This window comes from Sulfuricaulis limicola (assembly GCF_002355735.1).
In the GTDB taxonomy this organism is placed as follows: Bacteria; Pseudomonadota; Gammaproteobacteria; order Acidiferrobacterales; family Sulfurifustaceae; genus Sulfuricaulis; species Sulfuricaulis limicola.
Genome location: NZ_AP014879.1, coordinates 2,271,209 through 2,288,093, shown reverse-complemented (window position 1 = coordinate 2,288,093; position 16,885 = coordinate 2,271,209). Strand labels below are relative to the sequence as shown.

Here is a 16,885-nt window from a genome sequence, read left to right as displayed (position 1 = left end):
AAGATGGAGCCTGGACAGCTGGCAGGCATTCAGGTTTGCCGGACCGGATTTCAGGTTGCCTCGTAATTCATGATGATTCCAGACTGGATGGTGTCTAACCAGCTGTTTTTCAATAGGTTATCCTGATTACTGAGAACGTCGCCAACCAGTTTGGTTCCCATGGCCGGAGACCCGAGGGGCAGGGAGATGTTGAGAGGAACGCTAAGCCTGCATGCAGGCGCCAGCCTGTTTGATAGTAAATTAGAAATCTATAATATATCGCCCTCAGACTACCAATACGTTACGTTTCCCAGCAACTTCGTTTTTGAGGAGGAACCATGGCTGATCAAGATCTCGATGCACGCGGATTGAATTGTCCGCTTCCGATTCTGCGCGCCAAGAAGGCGCTGAACACCCTGACCACCGGTCAGACGCTGCGCATCATCGCAACCGACCCGGGCTCGGTGAAGGATTTCCAGGCATTTGCCAAGCAAACCGGCAACCAGTTGCTGGAATCCAACGAAGCCAACGGCGAGTACACGTTTCTGCTGAAGAAGGCTTGATCCTGTCGTCGGTAATTCGTTGCAGGGAAACGGGACGTACCGGGCATCATCTGGATGATGCCCGCGGGAAGCAGAGGCTCCGCGTGTAACGCTGGCGGGCGCCGTGTTCCCGGGACACCGGATGAAAAAGGGGCGCCATGTGGCGCCTCTTTTTTTTGCTGGTTAGCGTCGTGTAAGAAATTTTAAGCATGTCAGCTGGGTGTCGAACAGGCGTATTTTTTTCTGCAAAGCGTCCACCAACCAGCAGCATCGGCGGGTAAAATCGTTTCCGGCACGCCCGGGAAAACCGGCAAACCTGTTAAGTTAAGCAAAGCCTGGTGCTGCAACCGGGGATTGATTCTCATATATCTTTCACTCTCAGGTCATATCCGACCTCGGAACTCATCGGCGGCGGGTGCAACGTCCGGGCTGGCGGAGCAGCGGGCGGGATGATCGCGTACATCAAAAAAAGCGATAACAAGAATCCGTTCGAGCGCGCGTATCTTCATGATCAGTCGCCCCGGTTCGAATGACGCTCGCTTTGGGCCGCGGAAATTCAGGGAACGGAAAGGTTCGGCGCCGCCTTGATTTGCGCGTGACATGAACGCAACCGGACAGGAAATCCTTGGGGTGTCTCAGAGGATTTGCAAAATGGGCGGGCACAATCACATGTCCGCATTTTTCCCGAACGCGGTTCATTGAGGGAGCATCGGGAGTCGGTGCGACGCGACCCATGTTGCCGGGTGTGACCGGCGCCATATCTTCTTCGGATTGCGCCGGCGGATATATCAGCTGCATGCACTTCGACGCCTGGGATCGGGGTGGATGGAAGATTTGATAAATGCTCTGGCGGCGGTTAGGCAGCCCGGCGTGTTGTTCCTGACTTCGGACAGCCACGGACGATATCTCGGCCGGCAGCCGCCGTGCGACGATTCCAGCAGGCGGATGTCGTTCATTTCTTATCACACTGGGCTTGTGTGACATCGACAGGTCGTGGCGCCGCATGCCAGGCGAGGATATTTGTGACCATGAAAAATGCCATGGCCACGGGACCACGCCGGGTTGTGTCGCTGCGGGATTATTAGAAAGCACTAATATTCATTGGCTTATGAGTATTTTCTGATCATTTGCCTCAAGAATTTGACATTTCACCCCCCTCATCTTTACTTCCGGTAAGTGTTGTAACTCAGGGATGGTTGTTGCGGCAGTGGCAATAGCGCATGGCTGAGAACAGCAATAATACGGGGCCTTCAAGAACGGTATTTCAAAGAATCGGACTGGAGCGGAGGTCGTCCGCGCAGGTATTACCAGTCTCATGGCTTCAGGATTGTGGCAATTGACGGGGCAAGATGCCCCCAACTTTTTCGGAGGAAGTGACATGTCGAGCATGAAACGGAATGTGGTTCTGGCTTTGGCCGTCGCCGCCGCCGTGGCGGCGCCGGGTGCGTTTGCTACTAACGGCTATTTCCAGCATGGATATGGGATCAAGGCTCAGGGCATGGCCGGTGCAGGTGTGGCCTATTCCCAGGATGCTCTGGCGGCCGCGACCAATCCGGCGGGTATGGTGATGGTTGGTAATCGCTGGGATATGGGCGTGACTTTGTTTCAGCCGAATCGCGATACCGAGATCGTAGGAAATGGCGCAATCGGTACAGTGAGTTACGATCCCAACGATAAGGATCTCTTTCTGGTCCCCGAATTTGGCTACAACATGATGCTGGACAGCAATAGTTCGTTCGGTGTTTCCGTCTACGGTAATGGCGGCATGAACACCAGCTACAAGACGCCCATCGGACTTTTTGGAACTTCGAATGCCGGTGTAGATCTTTCCCAGCTCTTTATTGCTCCGACCATGGCATGGAAACTTTCCAGCGCCAATTCCGTGGGTGTCGCGGTGAATTTTGCCTATCAGCGATTCAAGGCTACTGGCCTGCAGAATTTCACAGCCAGCAGCAGCTCCGGCACCAATCTTACGGACAACGGCTATGATAGCGCCACCGGTTGGGGCGCGCGCATCGGCTGGGTGGGCACAGTGAGCCCCACGGTTACGCTGGGTGCGACCTACCAGACCGAAACGAACATGTCGAAGTTCAAGAAGTACGAGGGGCTATTCGCCGAGCAGGGTAATTTTGACATTCCGTCGAACTACGCCGTTGGTATTGCCATCAAGGCGACCCCGGCAACAGTGGTTGCTCTCGACATCGAGAAGATCAAATACTCGGATTCCAAGGCAGTGAGTAACCCGCTCAGTGGACTTACGGTGTCCGGCAATCTGCTCGGAACCAGCGACAGTGCCGGTTTTGGCTGGGAAGACATTACCGTGTACAAGCTTGGCGTACAGCATCAGATGAACAGCAATCTCGTCGTGCGTGCCGGCTGGAACCACGGAGATCAGCCGATCCCGGCAAGTCAGACATTTTTCAACCTGCTTGCACCTGGTGTTGTCGAGGATCACTTGACCCTTGGCGCCACCTGGAAGCTCGACAAAACCAGTGAAATGTCGGCGATGTATATGCATGCCTTCAGCAACAAGGTTAACGGCTCGGGTTCAATTCCGGCAGGGTATGGCGGCGGTGAGGCCAATCTGGAAATGGACCAGAACTCGCTGGGCGTTGCCTACGGCAAGACATTCTAAGCAAGTCGTTTCGAGATTTTTAAAGATGCCGTAAACCAACTGGGGGCCGGATACATATCCGGCCTCTTTTTGCTTCGAGAAAGCCAAGACAAGGCTTGAGGAGGATAATGATGTTCCGCAAATTCAGCAGTGCAATTTTCGCAGGTTTGATAACGGCACTTGCTTCAGGCATGGCATATGCCGAAGCGCTCAAGCCCTTCATATTGGGCGATACGCTTCCCGGCGACGTGAAGCAGGTGTCGGAGCTGGTCAAGACGAAGCTGACGGCGCAGGGGTTAGAGGTCGTCGGCGCCTATTCGCCCTTTGCCGGCGCCATGGTTATTTGCGCCACCAACAATGAACTGAAAACAGCTGCGGCCAAGGCCTTCAACGGTGGGTTTGGCGCCGCCCAGCGCGTCGCGGTGACGGACGTCAAGGGAAAAATCCAGGTGTCATACGTCAACCCGGCTTATATCGGCACGGCCTACGGCCTGGGTAAACTCGAAGGTGTATCCGCCAAGATGAAAGCGGCACTGGGGGCCGTGAAGTCGTTCGGTTCGGAGAACGGCATAGAAGAGGAAAGGTTGAAGCCGGGCCAGTATCGCTACGCCATGTTCATGCCCTATTTCAAGGACGTGGATATTCTCAAGGAACATCCGGATTACAAGTCCGCGGTGGATACCGTGGAGAAGAATCTGGCCGCCGGACTCGGCGGCACCAAGAAGGTCTACCGCATCGATCTGCCGGGCAAGGAGATCAGTGTATTCGGGGTGGCGATCCCGAAGGGCGACGGTGTTGACAAGGGTAACAAGGACACCGACAAGGAAATCATCGACATCGTCGACTATCAGGACCTGAAACACACGGCCTATCTGCCGTATGAATTGATGGTGGACGGGGGTCGCGTGATCGCGCTGCGGGCCCGTTATCGCATTGCGCTGAATTTCCCCGACACCAAAATGGCCGGTGATCATGGCTTCACCAAGATCATGACCGCACCCTGGGGGATCCAGGTGGCTCTGGAGGCCATTGCCGGATTCAAACGCGATCTGTAACAGTTTTTCCGGGCCGTACTCCGTGACAAAACAGACACGCTTCGGCGTGTCTGTTTTTTTATGAGCCGGGTGTGATATTGGCCGCCCCATCCCGGCTGATCGCGCGGTCGCGTAACGGAAAGAATGATCTAAACTAGACACAGAAGACACACATATAAGGTAACCATGTCCGAATCCACCAGCCCGAATACCGGTGCCAGCCCGGCAGAGGGTGTCGGCGCGACCGCCGCAATCAACAGCACGACCGATCCGCTGAAACTCCTCAGCCAGGTGCTGGCGCATGCGGTGCGCGTCAACGCTTCGGATATCCATCTGCGTACGCGCAACCATCCGATCCTGCGAGTGGACGGCAACCTGCGCGCCCTGCGCGAGATTCCGCCGTTGCCACCCGAGTTCATGGAGCGCCTGGCGCGCACCATGATGTCGGCCCGGCTGCTGGCCATATTCGAAAAGGCCCATCAGGTGGACCTTTCCATCGGCTTCAAGGATATCGGCCGCGTGCGCGCCAACATTTTTTATCAGCGCGGTTCGATCGGCATGGTGTTGCGCGTCATCAGCACCAACATCCCGACGCCGGAGGAGCTGTTCCTGCCGGACATCGTGATGGCTTTCACGAAACTGGAACGCGGTCTGATACTGCTGACGGGCGCCACCGGTTCCGGCAAATCCACGACATTGGCCTCGCTCATCAACAGCATCAATCTTTCGCGCAGTGAACACATCATTACCATCGAGGACCCGGTCGAGTTCCTGTTCTCCGAGAAGCGTTCGATCATCACCCAGCGCGAGGTCGGTATCGACACCAACACCTTCGCCGAAGCCATGCGCGCCGCCTTGCGCGAGGACCCGGACGTGATTCTGCTGGGCGAAATGCGCGACCCGGAAACCATCGAAACCGCCATGACGGCGGCGGAAACCGGACATCTCGTTTTTTCGACGGTGCACTCGCCGGCGGCGGCCGAGACGATTTCGCGCATCGTCACCAGCTTCCCGCCGGAGGCACAGGTCGGCATCCGCGCCAAGCTGGCGCAGAATCTGCGTGGCGTGGTGAGCCAGCGATTGCTGCCGCGCAAGAACAACTCGGGCCGTATCGTGGCCTGCGAGGTCCTGACGGTTTCGGCGCTCGCGCGCGAATACATCCTCGATCCACTCAAGATCAAGGAACTGGGCGATCTGATCCGCAAAGGCACTCTGGCCGAGGGCATGTTGAGCTTCGATGCCTCGCTGCTCAATCTGGTGAAGCAGGGCCATATCGACGAGGAAACTGCCCTGTTCTACGCGACCAGCCCGACCGATCTCAAGCTCAAGCTGGAAGGATTTGCCTAGCAGCTGCCTCAAAACCAGCTGCGCGTCCGTTCGGTTCCTGGCTCCTTTTCCGCGGCGCCATCCGGCTTCGCGGAAAAGCCCGTCCCGGAGCACACAGCGCGAAGGGACGAGCCCTGGGGACGTGGCGAGCCAAGCTCCGCCTCACCTTCACCCGGGCTGACGGCCGCTCGCAACGTTTTGAGGCAGCCTCCGGGCTTGCCGGCCGATCCGGCTTTGAGTTGGGCGTGCTGTCCTACATAATCCACGTTTCCATAACGAATAACGGCCTTCTTCCGGGGCGTACGGGATAATCCGATGGCGGATCGACGATTGCAGGTTTTTCACACCGTGGCGCGGTTGCTGAGCTTCACCAAGGCGGCGGAGACCCTGCACATGACGCAGCCGGCTGTGACGTTCCAGATCCGGCAGCTCGAGGAATATTTCAACACGCGGTTGTTCGACCGCACCCACAATCGCATCAGCCTCACGGCCGCGGGCGAGCGCGTTTATGAATACGCGGAACGGATCATCGCGCTCTATTCGGAGATGGACAGTCGCGTGCGCGAACTGACGGGTGATGTCAGCGGCATCCTGATCATCGGCGCCAGCACCACTATCGCGGAATACATGCTTCCGAGCCTGCTCGGCGAATTCAAGGAAAAGCACCCCGGCATCAACATCCGTCTCAAGGTCTCGAATTCCGTGGGCATCGTACACATGGTCGAGGACAATTCCGTGGACGTCGGCATTGTCGAGTCGCCGATCGCGAACAAGAATCTCGTGGTCGAGGTCTGCTGGCGCGACAAGCTGGTGTTCATCTGTCCGCCGCAACATCCGCTGGCGAAGAAGCCCAAGATTACGGTCGACGACCTCCAGGGGCTGCCGTTCGTGGTGCGCGAGGAGGGTTCCGGCACGCGCGATTTCATCAACGAATACCTGGCGAAGAACAACATGCAGCTGCACGACCTCAACGTCAACCTGGAGGTGGGTAACCCGGAGGCGGTCAAGAGCGCGGTTGAAGCGGGCTTGGGCGTTTCCATCGTCTCGCAGGCGACGGTGGTGAAGGAGCTGAAGCTGGGCACGCTGGCGGTGCGTCCGCTCGAGCCCCAGCTGGAAAGGCCGTTCTCCATCGTCTTCCAGCGGCAGAAATTCCGCCTGCGCGCCATGGACGAATTCATGGACTTCGCGCATGAACACTGTGAAAAGCGGTCGGCGCAGTAACGCCCGCCTTTACGTCCATGGCCGACGAAACTGAAAAGCGCCTGACCGGAATTCTCCGTAAACTTCCCGCCGCTCAGGCCGGGATGCTGCTGGAATTCGCCGAGTTCCTGCTGCAGCGCCATGGCGTCGCCGGGCAGGAGGATGGAAAGATCGTCGATGCCATGGAAATACCCGCGCCGGTCGAGATTCCACGTCCTGTGGAAGAAACCGTGGTCAAGGCCGTCAAACGATTGCGCGCGACCTATCCCATGCTGGATGCGCGCAAGCTGCTGAACCAGACCTCAGATCTCATGACGCAACACCTCGTACAGGGAAGAGAAGCCATTGAGGTAATCGAAGAGATGGAAATTCTGTTTCGCACGCACTACGAAAAGTTGGCTGGAAACGCCAAGGATTAGCGTCCCCCTCGGGAATCACGGAAACCCCGTCCCGGGGCGAGACGATGCCCGGCGCAGCAAGTCGCGCGAACCTGCGCTGAATCACCCGGCCGGTTTTCCCTGCCCCGATGACGTCCGGATGAACCGGTAACCCTGTTGTGTCTGGCAAATTCCTCTTTGCGCCGGTGTGCGAGTCCTCTACACTCTGGCCGCGAAAAACAGTTAACTCCCCATGGGCAAGACGCGCAAACCCAAGAAACCGGATCACCTGAAGCAGGTCCTGGCCGCGCTCGAGGCCGGTGATACCGCGCAGGTGCGCGGGATCCTGGCCGACCTTCACCCGGCGGACATCGCCCGCATCCTCGAAGGACTCCCCCCGGAGCCACGTGCCACCGTCTGGGCGCAAGTGGACATTCAGCACATGGGCGAGGTCCTTCTGGAGTTGCCCGAGGCGGTGCGCGGCGATCTGGTCAAGCTGATGGATGGCGCGGCACTGGCGGCAGCGGCTCGCGCCCTCGATACCGACGACATCGCCGATCTCATCCCGGAGCTGTCGGACGACGTGATCGCGGAAATCCTGTTCGCGCTGGACAAGCAGGACCGCCAGCGCCTGGACAGCGTGCTGTCCTACGCCGAGGACACTGCCGGCGGCCTGATGAACGTCGATGCCATCACGGTGCGCGAGAACATCACGCTCGAGGTCGTGCTGCGCTACCTGCGGCGGCGCGAAGAGCTGCCGGAGCATACCAATCAGCTGTTCGTGGTGGACCGCGATGACCGCGTAGTCGGAATACTGTCGGTGGCCAAGCTGCTCACCTCCGACGCGTGGATGCGTGTCTCGCAGGTGATGGAGCGCGAGGTGATCAAGTTTCCGGTGCTGACCCCGGACAAGGAAGTGGCGGCGGCGTTCGAGCGTTATAACCTGATCTCGGCGCCGGTGGTGGACGAAAACAACCATCTGTTGGGGCGCATCACCGTGGACGACGTGGTGGATGTGATGCGCGAACAGGCCGAACGCGAGCGCCTCGACCGCGCGGGCCTGCGCGAGGCTGAAGACATGTTCGCCAGCGTGTGGCAGACGGTGCGCAACCGCTGGACCTGGGTTGCCATCAATCTTGTCACCGCCATCATCGCTTCACGCGTCATCGGCGCCTTCGAAGATTCAATCGAAAAACTGGTGGCGCTCGCCTCGCTCATGCCCATCGTCGCCGGCATCGGCGGCAATACCGGCAACCAGACCACCACCATGATCGTGCGCGCACTCGCGCTCGGCCAGCTCTCCGAAACCAGCATGCGCGCGTTGTTCGCCAAGGAGATCCGCGTGAGTCTCGTCAACGGCCTGGTATGGGGCGGGCTGCTCGGCATCATGGCCTATGTGCTATACCACAACATCTCTCTCGGAGTCGTCATGACCGCCGCCATGACCCTCAACCTCATGCTGGCTGCCAGTGCCGGGGTGCTGATCCCGCTGACGCGTCTCAAACTGGGGCGCGACCCGGCGCGCGGTTCGAGTGTACTCATTACCGCCATTACCGACAGCGGCGGGTTTTTCATCTTCCTGGGCCTGGCCACCCTGTTCCTCGTCTGAAATCCCGCCCCGGCCACGGGCAAGCGGCCGCATGGGCCGTAAAATCAGCCATTTATCCGGGCGCCATTGCCATGGCGCAGAGCTGTGCCATATTTGTTAGTAGTGAAAAGGAAACGGAAAATACGGAAAATGTTGCCCAATACCATCCAACTCATCAGCCAGGCGATCAAGGAAAAGCGCTGCATCGCCGTCCGCTATCATGACCAGCGCCAGATTCGCGTCGTGGAGCCGCACGCGGTGTACACGGACGAGCGCGGCGAGCTGGTGATGGACGGCTATCAGACACGCGGTCATTCCGCCTCCGGACGCCCGCCGCCGTTCTGGCGGCCGTTCCGCATGAGCAAGATCACCGCCGTGTCGGTGCTGAAGGAAACCTTCCAGCCCCGGGTCGCGGAAGGATTCAGCGCCAACCGCCTCAAATACCGCAGCGGCCTGGTGGCGATCGTGCAGGACAGCCAGCCGGCCTTCGCGTATGTATACCCGGCGCAGACCACCGAAATCGGCCCGCACCTGCCGGACGGCCTGCGCCGCTGAGTTAAAACAGAAGTCCCTGCCTCACGACAAGCCGGCTCAATGCCGGCTTTGTTTTTCCACCCGCGCGTGGATCTCGCGCGTGTCGCGCAGCTTCATGATGTCCCTGGCGAAACGCGTGAGCTGGCCGAGGTGGGCCCCGCGCACGATCTTCTTGACCTCCAGCAACGTGGCCGGATGCATGCTGAACTCGGAGAGACCGAGCCCCAGTAGCAACTGCGTGTAGCGCGGGTCGCCCGCCATTTCGCCGCACATCGCCACCGGAATGCGCGCCTGTTTGCCGGCCTGGATGGTGATGGATATCAAACGCAGCACCGACGGGTGCAGCGGATCGTAGAGATAGTTCACGGCGTCGTCGACGCGGTCGATGGCGAGCGTGTATTGAATCAGGTCGTTGGTGCCGATGGAGAAAAAATCGAGGTGGGACGCGAACAGGTCTGCCGAGATCGCCGCCGCCGGCACCTCGATCATGCCGCCGAGGGGAATTTTCGGGTTGAATTTGATGCGCTCGCGCTTCAAGTCGCTCTTGGTCTCCTCGATCAGATCGAGCACCTGAAAGAGCTCCTCCTGGCCGGACAGCATGGGAATCATCATGCGCACCTTGCCGAAGGCCGAGGCGCGCAGGATGGCACGCAGTTGCGGGCGAAAAAGCGACGTGTCGTGCAGGCACAGGCGCACCGCGCGCAGGCCGAGTGCCGGGTTGACCGTGATGGCGGTGCCGGCGCGCCCGCCGTCGACCTGCTTGTCGGCACCCAGATCCAGGGTGCGTATGGTCACCGGCTTGCCCGGCAGCGACTTGATCACCTTGGTGTAGGCGCGGAACTGTTCTTCCTCGTTCGGCGGTTCCGGCCGGTTCATGAACAGGAATTCGGTGCGATACAGGCCGATGCCGTCGGCGCCGGCCTGCGCCGCGGCGCGCACGTCGGCGGGCAACTCGATGTTGGCCAGCAGGGCGACACGGTGACGGTCGCGCGTGATCGCGCGGCTGGTCCGGAGGCGGTTGAGCTCGCGCTTCTTGCGGGCGATGTCCTTCTGCCGCCGGCGGTACTCGTCGACGATGCTGCGGTCGGGCGCGATGATGAGCATTCCGCGCTTGCCGTCGACGATCAGTTCCTCGCCGGAGCTGACATAGCGCGAGGCGCTGTGCGCGGCGACGATCGCGGGAATGCCGAGGCTGCGTGCCAGGATCGCGGTATGTGAAATGGGCCCGCCGAGGCTGGTAACGAAGGCGCGCACGCGGTTGTGCTTGAGCATCACCGTGTCGGCCGGCGTCAGGTCGTCGGCGACGACGATCTCGCCTTCCGCTATTTTCTCGTGTTCGTCGTAGTTCTGCTGCAGCAGGTTGCGCTGAATACGGTTGACGACCTGATTGACATCGGTCTTCTTGTTGCGCAGGTAGTGGTCGTCCATCTGCTCGAAGATCGTGCTCAGGATCTCGCTCTGGGCCTTGAGCGCCCATTCGGCGTTGTACTGCTGGTTGCGGATGGCCTCGATCGGTGCCTGCGAAATCATCTTGTCGTCGAGCATCAGCAAGTGCGCGTCCAGGAAGCTGGTGGCCTCCGGCGGTGCGTTGGAGGGAATATGTTCGCGGATGGTCATCAATTGCCGGCGCGAGGCTTCCACGGCGCGCTGGAAACGCGCCACTTCCTCTTCGATATACTCGCGGGGGATGACGTATTCAGGGATTTCCGGCAGTTCGCGCTGTAGCACGAAGGCCTTGCCGATGGCGACACCGTCGCTGACGCCGGTGCCGTGCAGGGCTAGCATGGATATCCCGGAACGAGCGAAGCGGAATGGGGCTTCATTTGCATCTATTCGCCTTCACCGAAGCGGTTGCTGATCAGTTCGGACAGCGCCTCCACGGCCTTTTTTTCGTCCTTGCCATCGGCACAGAGTTCGATTTCCGCCCCCTTGGCAGCTGCCAGCATCATGATGCCCATGATGCTCTTGCCGTTGACCTGCTGGCCGTTGCGCTTGAGCGTGATCTCGGCGCTGAACTCCCCTGCCAGGCTGACGAACTTGGCGGAGGCGCGCGCGTGCATCCCGAGCTTGTTGATGATGATGAGTTTGCGGCAATTCATTATTTCGTTTCCTGTATCTTCGAGGGATTGGCGGCGCATATGATACCGCCGCAACCACCGCTCAGGGCCTTGTCGATCAGATCGTCCATCCTGAGCTGGCGGTAATTGAGCACCTTCAGCAGCATGGGAAGATTGACGCCCGTAATCAGTTCGATGTGCCCGCGCGCCAGCAGGCGGCAGGCGATGTTCGTGTGGGTGGCGCCGTACACGTCGGCCAGGATCAGCGCGCCATCGCCGCGGTCCACGTTTTTCAGGCCCTGGCGCAATAGCACCTCGATCTGCTCGGGTGGCGCCGCGTGATCGAGCTCGGCCGCCTCGAGCTGCGGCGGAAGGCCGCCAAGCGTGTGCACCACCGTGGCGATGAGGCCGGTGCCCAGATTTTTTTCCGCGAGTATGAGTAATCCGATCATGCCGGCTATTTCAGTTCCCGGTGGCGGACCTGGGTCTTCAGGCCCTTGTTGGCAAAGTGTTCCGCCAGGCGCCGCACCAGATAGACCGAGCGATGCTGGCCGCCGGTGCAACCGATGGCGATGGTCAGGTAGGTGCGGTCTTCGCGTTCGAAGCGTGGCAGCCATTTTTCGAGAAAGCCGCATATTTCGCTGAACATCTCCTGCACGTCGGCGTGTTTATCCAGGAAACCCACGACCGGATCGTCCAGCCCGGTGTACTGGCGCAGTTCGGTTTGCCAGTAGGGGTTGGGCAGGCAGCGCACGTCGAACACGTAGTCGGCGTCGAGCGGCGTGCCGTGCTTGTAGCCGAAGGACTCGAACAGCAGCGTCAGCCCCGCGGTATCCTCGCCGCGCGCGAAATTGCGTACCTGCGAACGCAGCTCATGCGGCGTGGTGCGGGTGGTGTCGATGCGCAGCGCCGCGTCGAACGACAGCGGTTCGAGCAGCGTCTTTTCCGCGCGGATCGCCTCGACCAGTGGTGTCTGGTGGTCCAGCATCGGGTGTTTGCGGCGCGTCTCCTTGAAACGCGTGACCAGGATGGAATCCTCGGCCTCGAGAAAAATGATGCGGTAGTGAATGCCACGGGCGCGCAGCGCCTCCAGGCTTTGCGGCAGCTCGGCGAGAAAGACGCGGTTGCGCACGTCCAGACCGATGGCCACGTTCAGGATGGCGTTGTTGCGCATGTCCGCGGCCAGGCCGGCGAAGTGCGGCAGCAGCGCTGCCGGCAGGTTGTCGATGCAGTAGAAGCCGATGTCTTCCAGCGCTTGGAGCGCGATGGTTTTTCCGGAACCGGACAGACCGCTGACGATGAAGAAACTCATTTAGTCCACTTTGTTGCGTGCCTTGCGCAACGTCTCTCCCGCCGGCGCCGACGCAGGTACCACGACGTGGTTGTTCATGTGCTCGTGGTGGCGTTTCATGAATTCCTCCAGCGGATCGAAGCCCCACATGCGCAGAATGTAGGCGCGCGTGGCGGTTTCCACCAGCACCGCCAGGTTGCGGCCGGGGCCGACGAACAGGGCGACCTCGGGGATTTCCACGTCGAGAATGGAGCGTGTCAGCTGCGTTGCCTGGAGGCGGTCGATCTTGCTCATTTTCATGCGCTGGATGGACTCCAGGCGCACGATCAGATGCAGTTTCTTCTTGTGCCGCACCGCGGTTTCGCCAAACATCAGGCGTATGTCGAGAATGCCCAGGCCACGCACCTCCAGGAAATCCGACAGCAGTGTCGGGCACTGGCCCACGATCACGTCCGGGCCGACGCGCACGAATTCCACCGCATCGTCCGCGATCAGGCGGTGGTTGCGCGACAGCAGTTCCAGCGCCAGTTCGCTCTTGCCGATGCCGGATTCGCCGGTGATCAGCACGCCCATGCCCATGACCTCCATATACACCCCGTGCACCGTGACGCGCGGCGCCAGTGCCCGGGTCAGGTAATACTGGAGGTGATCGATCACGACCGGGCTTGGCAGCGGGGATGAAAACAGCGCGAGCGCGGTTTTGTCGGCGGCGGTGACCAGATCGGGGGAAGGTTTCTTGTCGTTGGCGACGATGACGACCGAGGTTTTTTCACAGGTAAAAAGACGGTGCACGGCCTCCTCGCGCTCGGCCTTGCCGAGTCCGGCGAGATAGGCCAGCTCCGCCTCGCCGATGACCTGGATGCGGTTGGGGTGGACGAAATTGAGATGGCCGACCAGGGCCATGCCCGGGAACTTCGCGGTCGTGGGTTCGAGCAACCGGTTCTTGCCGGCCTCGCCGGACACCCACTTGAACTTGAGCGGTCCTGATTCGGCCTCGAAAAGATCCTGCGCCGTGACCACCGGCGTGGTTTTGGGATCGGTGATCGGACCGGATTTCAGCGCGGTCGATGCGCGGGGGGTTCTTTTGCGTTGTTTGCGCCGCAAGCGCCTGGCCTCGTAAGGTGACGGAAGATTCCTGCGCGCGCCACGGACGGAACGGGCAGGGCAGTGGCCATTGTAACAGGTTTGTCATTAATGGAATGAGCCGCCCCTGCGCGCGGTTGCGACCTGACGGTATCGGCAGGAACGTGTTCGGGAGCCGGGACTGGTGCGATGTCCCGCGGCATGAACCGCGTTTTGGCGCCGCCGGGACGGTGCCGGAAGGATTACACCAGCGACTTGCGCTGGTTGGAAGGCGGGATGCTCATGGACTCGCGGTATTTGGCCACGGTGCGGCGGGCGACGTTGATGCCCTGCTCGGCCAGGATCTCGGCGATCTTGCTGTCGCTGATGGGCTTGGTCGACGTTTCGCACTCCACCAGTTTCTTGATGATCGAGCGGATCGCGGTCGCCGAACAGGTGCCGCCATCCGCGGTGGTGACATGGCTGGAAAAGAAATACTTGAGTTCGAAGATCCCGCGCGGTGTCAGCATGTACTTGTTGGTGGTGACGCGCGAGATGGTGGACTCGTGCATGCTCACGGTCTCGGCGACGTCGTGCAGCACCAGCGGTTTCATCGCCTCCGCGCCGTGCTCGAAGAAGGCGCGCTGACGGTCCACGATGGTGCGCGCGACCTTGAGCAGCGTGTCGTTGCGGGAAGCGAGGCTCTTGATGAACCAGCGCGCCTGTTGCAGCTGGTCCTGCAGGTAGCGGTTGTCGGCGCTGGAATCGCCGCGGTGAATCATTTTTTCGTACTGGCGGTTGATGCGCAGACGCGGCGACACGTCCGGATTCAGTTCCGCGCGCCACACGCCGCGGAATTTCCGCACGACGATGTCGGGCACCACGTAACCGGCCTGTGACGAGGTGACGGAATTGCCCGGTCGCGGATTGAGGCCCTGGATGAGGCTTATCGCCTGTTGCAATTCCTCCGCCGTGAGCTTGAGATTGCGCCGCAGCTGGGTGTAATCCCGGCTTGCCAGCAGGGCGAGGTTGACCGGCGTGGCAAGTTCGGTCGCCGCCTTCAGGTCGGGCAGGTCGGGCGGCAGCACTTTCATCTGCAGGCGCAGGCACTCGGCCAGGTCGCGCGCGCCGACGCCCAGCGGGTCGAAGTTCTGGATCTGGTGCAATACCGCCTCGATTTCATCCATCTCGATGGCATGATTTTTTCCCAGCGCCTGCTGGATTTCCTCGAGCTTGCAGCTGAGGTAGCCGTCCTCGTTCACGGCGTCGATCAGGGCCAGTGCGATCTGCTTGTCGGTGTCCGAGAACGGCGTCATCTGCATCTGCCACAACAGATGGTCACGCAGCGTCTGCGGCGGACTGTTGCGCGCGTCGATGTCGGGGTAGTCGTCGTCGGAGGCGGAGCGGCTGGCGGTGGGCGCCGTCATGGGTTCGAAAGTCTCGTCCCAGTCGGCGTCGCTGTCCGCATCGGGGCCGGTGTCGGAGTCGGTGGCGGGCAGCGCCTCGGCCTCATCGTAGGAGGACTCGCCGCTGTCCTCGCCATTGGCGTCGGCGGTATCGGAGGCGGGAAGCTCGGTCTCGTTCTTGGCTTCCGGCGTTTCGTCTTCGCGCTCGTTCTCCTCGAGCAACGGGTTGCTTTCGAGCGCTTCCTGGATTTCCTGTTGCAGTTCGATGGAAGAAAGCTGCAGCAGCCGGATGGCCTGCTGCAGTTGGGGGGTGATGGTTAAATGTTGACCCAGTTTAAGGTCAAGTGACTGCTTCATAATGCCAAAAAAGTTCTTTGATAAGCCGTCCGCCCCGGGAGCGGGTTCGTGTTGTCTACCTAGAGTTTAGTCCATTTTCCCGAAGGGAAGGCCATTTCCGCCGTGAGGCAGGGCCTCGAACAGCGGCTATACTTAATTTGATTTTAATTCGAAGAACAAGCTGCCCGTCTCAAAGACGAAAGTCCTCGCCCAGGTAAACCTTTTTAACGGCATCATTATACAAGATATCGTCAGGCGTGCCGGCCGTCAGCAGCCGGCCGTCGCTCAGGATATACGCGCGATCGCAAATCTTCAGGGTCTCGCGCACGTTGTGGTCGGTGATCAGCACGCCGATCCCGCGCTTTTGCAGGTGCCGGATCAGCTGCTGAATCTCCAGAACGGAAATAGGGTCGACGCCGGCGAATGGCTCGTCGAGCAGCACGAAGCGCGGCGCGGTCGCCAGCGCGCGCGCGATTTCCACGCGCCGCCGCTCGCCGCCGGACAGGCTGATCCCGAGCGTGTCGCGGCGCGCGGTGATATTGAGGTCGTGCATCAGTTCCTCGAGGATGCGCTTGCGTTCCGAGTCCGGCAGCTCGGCACGCGTCTCGAGAATGGCCATGATGTTGTCATGTACCGTCAGGTTGCGGAAAACCGAAGGTTCCTGCGGCAGATAACCCAGCCCCAGGCGCGCGCGTTTGTGCATCGGCAGATTGCCGATGGAGGCGCCGTCCAGGCGGATGGTTCCGTGGTCCATCGGAATCAACCCGACGATCATATAGAAGCAGGTGGTTTTGCCGGCACCGTTCGGACCCAGCAGACCGACAATCTCGCCGCTGCGGATTTCCAGGGAGACGTCCTTGACCACCTGGCGACCGCGGTACTCCTTGGTAAGCCCCTCGGCCACGAGCATGCTCACGGGCGCGCCCGGTGCCGTCGGCGCGACCGGCGCGCGCTTGTGGCGGGGATGTTTCGTCTGGTGTCTGTCGTCCATGGGCTTTCAGGGGCCGGGCGCGGGTCCGTCGGCGGTCTGTTTGGGCTGGATCACGGCATGCACGCGGCCTTCGCCCTTGTCGCCACCTGCGGCGTTCAGACTTTTCGTGTTCAGATCGTAGTGCAGCACATCGGCGGTGAACAGGTCATCGCCGCGCCGCAGCGACACGTGGCCGATCAGGTCGACGTTTTTCAGGGAGACATGGTAATCCACGCGATCGGCCTCGGCGCGTATTTCCGCGTTCGCGGTTTCGGCGCGCTGGCGCAGCTTGGCCGGTTTGCCGGTGGCGCGCACGAGTTCGGTCTTGCCCTTGCGCGTGATGACTTCGATGCGATCCGCCTGGATGGACAGGCGGCCCTGTTCCACCACGACGTTGCCGCTGTAAACCACCGCACCGGTCTTGTCGTTGGCCTCCACGGAACGGGCGTCGACGCGAATCGGCTCGTCTTCATCCAGACTGGCGGCCTGCGCCACGGTCGCCGCCAGCAGCGACAGCATGAAAAGAACAACCAGTCTCAAGGGAGCAATGTTGCGGTGGGTCATCTGTG

16 protein-coding genes and 1 pseudogene are annotated in these 16,885 nt (G+C 60.5%); 9 read left to right on the top strand and 8 right to left on the bottom strand.

All coding sequences use genetic code 11. The features are described 5' to 3' along the window. The first annotated feature begins 317 nt into the window (after positions 1-317). The 9 genes and pseudogenes from SCL_RS10955 (at position 318) to SCL_RS10920 (ending at position 9,215) form a co-directional block, all read left to right on the top strand. Positions 318-542 (top strand): sulfurtransferase TusA family protein, encoded by a 225-nt coding sequence (locus SCL_RS10955; protein ID WP_096361248.1) that lies wholly within the window; start codon positions 318-320, stop codon positions 540-542. 521 nt (positions 543-1,063) lie between these two features. Next, a pseudogene (locus tag SCL_RS14570) lies at positions 1,064-1,267 on the top strand (radical SAM protein); the annotation flags it as partial. 632 nt (positions 1,268-1,899) lie between these two features. Then, a complete protein-coding gene (locus SCL_RS10950; protein WP_197702613.1) occupies positions 1,900-3,156 on the top strand; it encodes an OmpP1/FadL family transporter in 1,257 nt (418 codons plus the stop codon). 170 nt (positions 3,157-3,326) lie between these two features. Continuing rightward, positions 3,327-4,190, top strand: coding sequence for a hypothetical protein (locus SCL_RS10945; RefSeq protein WP_096361247.1), 864 nt, complete (start codon positions 3,327-3,329; stop codon positions 4,188-4,190). A gap of 165 nt (positions 4,191-4,355) precedes the next feature. Further along, positions 4,356-5,516 carry a type IV pilus twitching motility protein PilT gene (locus SCL_RS10940; RefSeq protein WP_096361246.1) on the top strand — a complete coding sequence of 387 codons (1,161 nt, stop codon included), beginning with the start codon at positions 4,356-4,358 and terminating at the stop codon, positions 5,514-5,516. A 294-nt stretch (positions 5,517-5,810) separates the two neighbouring features. Then, complete coding sequence (locus tag SCL_RS10935; RefSeq protein ID WP_096361245.1) at positions 5,811-6,716, top strand: selenium metabolism-associated LysR family transcriptional regulator; 906 nt, start codon at positions 5,811-5,813, stop codon at positions 6,714-6,716. A gap of 17 nt (positions 6,717-6,733) precedes the next feature. Continuing rightward, on the top strand, positions 6,734-7,114 hold the full coding sequence (locus SCL_RS10930; RefSeq protein WP_096361244.1) for a Crp/Fnr family transcriptional regulator: 381 nt from the start codon (positions 6,734-6,736) through the stop codon (positions 7,112-7,114). 211 nt (positions 7,115-7,325) lie between these two features. Continuing rightward, positions 7,326-8,681, top strand: a complete 1,356-nt coding sequence (gene mgtE, locus SCL_RS10925) for a magnesium transporter (RefSeq protein ID WP_096361243.1) — start codon at positions 7,326-7,328, stop codon at positions 8,679-8,681. Positions 8,682-8,810: 129 nt separating this feature from the next. Then, positions 8,811-9,215 carry a WYL domain-containing protein gene (locus tag SCL_RS10920; RefSeq protein WP_096361242.1) on the top strand — a complete coding sequence of 135 codons (405 nt, stop codon included), beginning with the start codon at positions 8,811-8,813 and terminating at the stop codon, positions 9,213-9,215. A gap of 36 nt (positions 9,216-9,251) precedes the next feature. On the opposite strand, the gene ptsP is transcribed toward SCL_RS10920, so the two are convergent. The 8 genes from ptsP to lptA all read right to left on the bottom strand — a co-directional run bounded on the left by ptsP (position 9,252) and on the right by lptA (position 16,880). Then, positions 9,252-10,979, bottom strand: a complete 1,728-nt coding sequence (gene ptsP, locus SCL_RS10915) for a phosphoenolpyruvate--protein phosphotransferase (RefSeq protein WP_096361241.1) — start codon at positions 10,977-10,979, stop codon at positions 9,252-9,254. Positions 10,980-11,023: 44 nt separating this feature from the next. Then, positions 11,024-11,293, bottom strand: coding sequence for an HPr family phosphocarrier protein (locus SCL_RS10910; protein WP_096361240.1), 270 nt, complete (start codon positions 11,291-11,293; stop codon positions 11,024-11,026). Next, positions 11,293-11,703 carry a PTS sugar transporter subunit IIA gene (locus SCL_RS10905; RefSeq protein ID WP_096361239.1) on the bottom strand — a complete coding sequence of 137 codons (411 nt, stop codon included), beginning with the start codon at positions 11,701-11,703 and terminating at the stop codon, positions 11,293-11,295. Before SCL_RS10905 ends, SCL_RS10910 begins: the two co-directional genes overlap by 1 nt. A 5-nt stretch (positions 11,704-11,708) precedes the next feature. Further along, entirely contained in the window at positions 11,709-12,563 is an 855-nt protein-coding gene (gene rapZ, locus SCL_RS10900) for an RNase adapter RapZ (protein WP_096361238.1), read from the bottom strand. Further along, complete coding sequence (gene hprK / locus SCL_RS10895; RefSeq protein ID WP_197702612.1) at positions 12,564-13,646, bottom strand: HPr(Ser) kinase/phosphatase; 1,083 nt, start codon at positions 13,644-13,646, stop codon at positions 12,564-12,566. Between the two features lie 221 nt (positions 13,647-13,867). After that, positions 13,868-15,367, bottom strand: a complete 1,500-nt coding sequence (locus SCL_RS10890) for an RNA polymerase factor sigma-54 (protein WP_096361237.1) — start codon at positions 15,365-15,367, stop codon at positions 13,868-13,870. Positions 15,368-15,536: 169 nt separating this feature from the next. Further along, positions 15,537-16,262 carry an LPS export ABC transporter ATP-binding protein gene (gene lptB / locus SCL_RS10885; RefSeq protein WP_096361952.1) on the bottom strand — a complete coding sequence of 242 codons (726 nt, stop codon included), beginning with the start codon at positions 16,260-16,262 and terminating at the stop codon, positions 15,537-15,539. 81 nt (positions 16,263-16,343) lie between these two features. Then, positions 16,344-16,880 (bottom strand): lipopolysaccharide transport periplasmic protein LptA, encoded by a 537-nt coding sequence (gene lptA / locus SCL_RS10880; RefSeq protein ID WP_096361236.1) that lies wholly within the window; start codon positions 16,878-16,880, stop codon positions 16,344-16,346. Positions 16,881-16,885 lie beyond the last annotated feature (5 nt).

Coding starts and splice junctions, on each gene's coding strand:
- SCL_RS10935 (WP_096361245.1), top strand. CDS start 5,811: ATGGCGGATCGACGATTGCAGGTTTTTCACACCGTGGCGCGGTTGCTG.
- SCL_RS10940 (WP_096361246.1), top strand. CDS start 4,356: ATGTCCGAATCCACCAGCCCGAATACCGGTGCCAGCCCGGCAGAGGGT.
- mgtE (WP_096361243.1), top strand. CDS start 7,326: ATGGGCAAGACGCGCAAACCCAAGAAACCGGATCACCTGAAGCAGGTC.
- SCL_RS10930 (WP_096361244.1), top strand. CDS start 6,734: ATGGCCGACGAAACTGAAAAGCGCCTGACCGGAATTCTCCGTAAACTT.
- SCL_RS10905 (WP_096361239.1), bottom strand. CDS start 11,703: ATGATCGGATTACTCATACTCGCGGAAAAAAATCTGGGCACCGGCCTC.
- SCL_RS10910 (WP_096361240.1), bottom strand. CDS start 11,293: ATGAATTGCCGCAAACTCATCATCATCAACAAGCTCGGGATGCACGCG.
- SCL_RS10955 (WP_096361248.1), top strand. CDS start 318: ATGGCTGATCAAGATCTCGATGCACGCGGATTGAATTGTCCGCTTCCG.
- SCL_RS10890 (WP_096361237.1), bottom strand. CDS start 15,367: ATGAAGCAGTCACTTGACCTTAAACTGGGTCAACATTTAACCATCACC.
- rapZ (WP_096361238.1), bottom strand. CDS start 12,563: ATGAGTTTCTTCATCGTCAGCGGTCTGTCCGGTTCCGGAAAAACCATC.
- SCL_RS10950 (WP_197702613.1), top strand. CDS start 1,900: ATGTCGAGCATGAAACGGAATGTGGTTCTGGCTTTGGCCGTCGCCGCC.
- SCL_RS10945 (WP_096361247.1), top strand. CDS start 3,327: ATGGCATATGCCGAAGCGCTCAAGCCCTTCATATTGGGCGATACGCTT.
- lptA (WP_096361236.1), bottom strand. CDS start 16,880: ATGACCCACCGCAACATTGCTCCCTTGAGACTGGTTGTTCTTTTCATG.
- ptsP (WP_096361241.1), bottom strand. CDS start 10,979: ATGCTAGCCCTGCACGGCACCGGCGTCAGCGACGGTGTCGCCATCGGC.
- SCL_RS10920 (WP_096361242.1), top strand. CDS start 8,811: ATGTTGCCCAATACCATCCAACTCATCAGCCAGGCGATCAAGGAAAAG.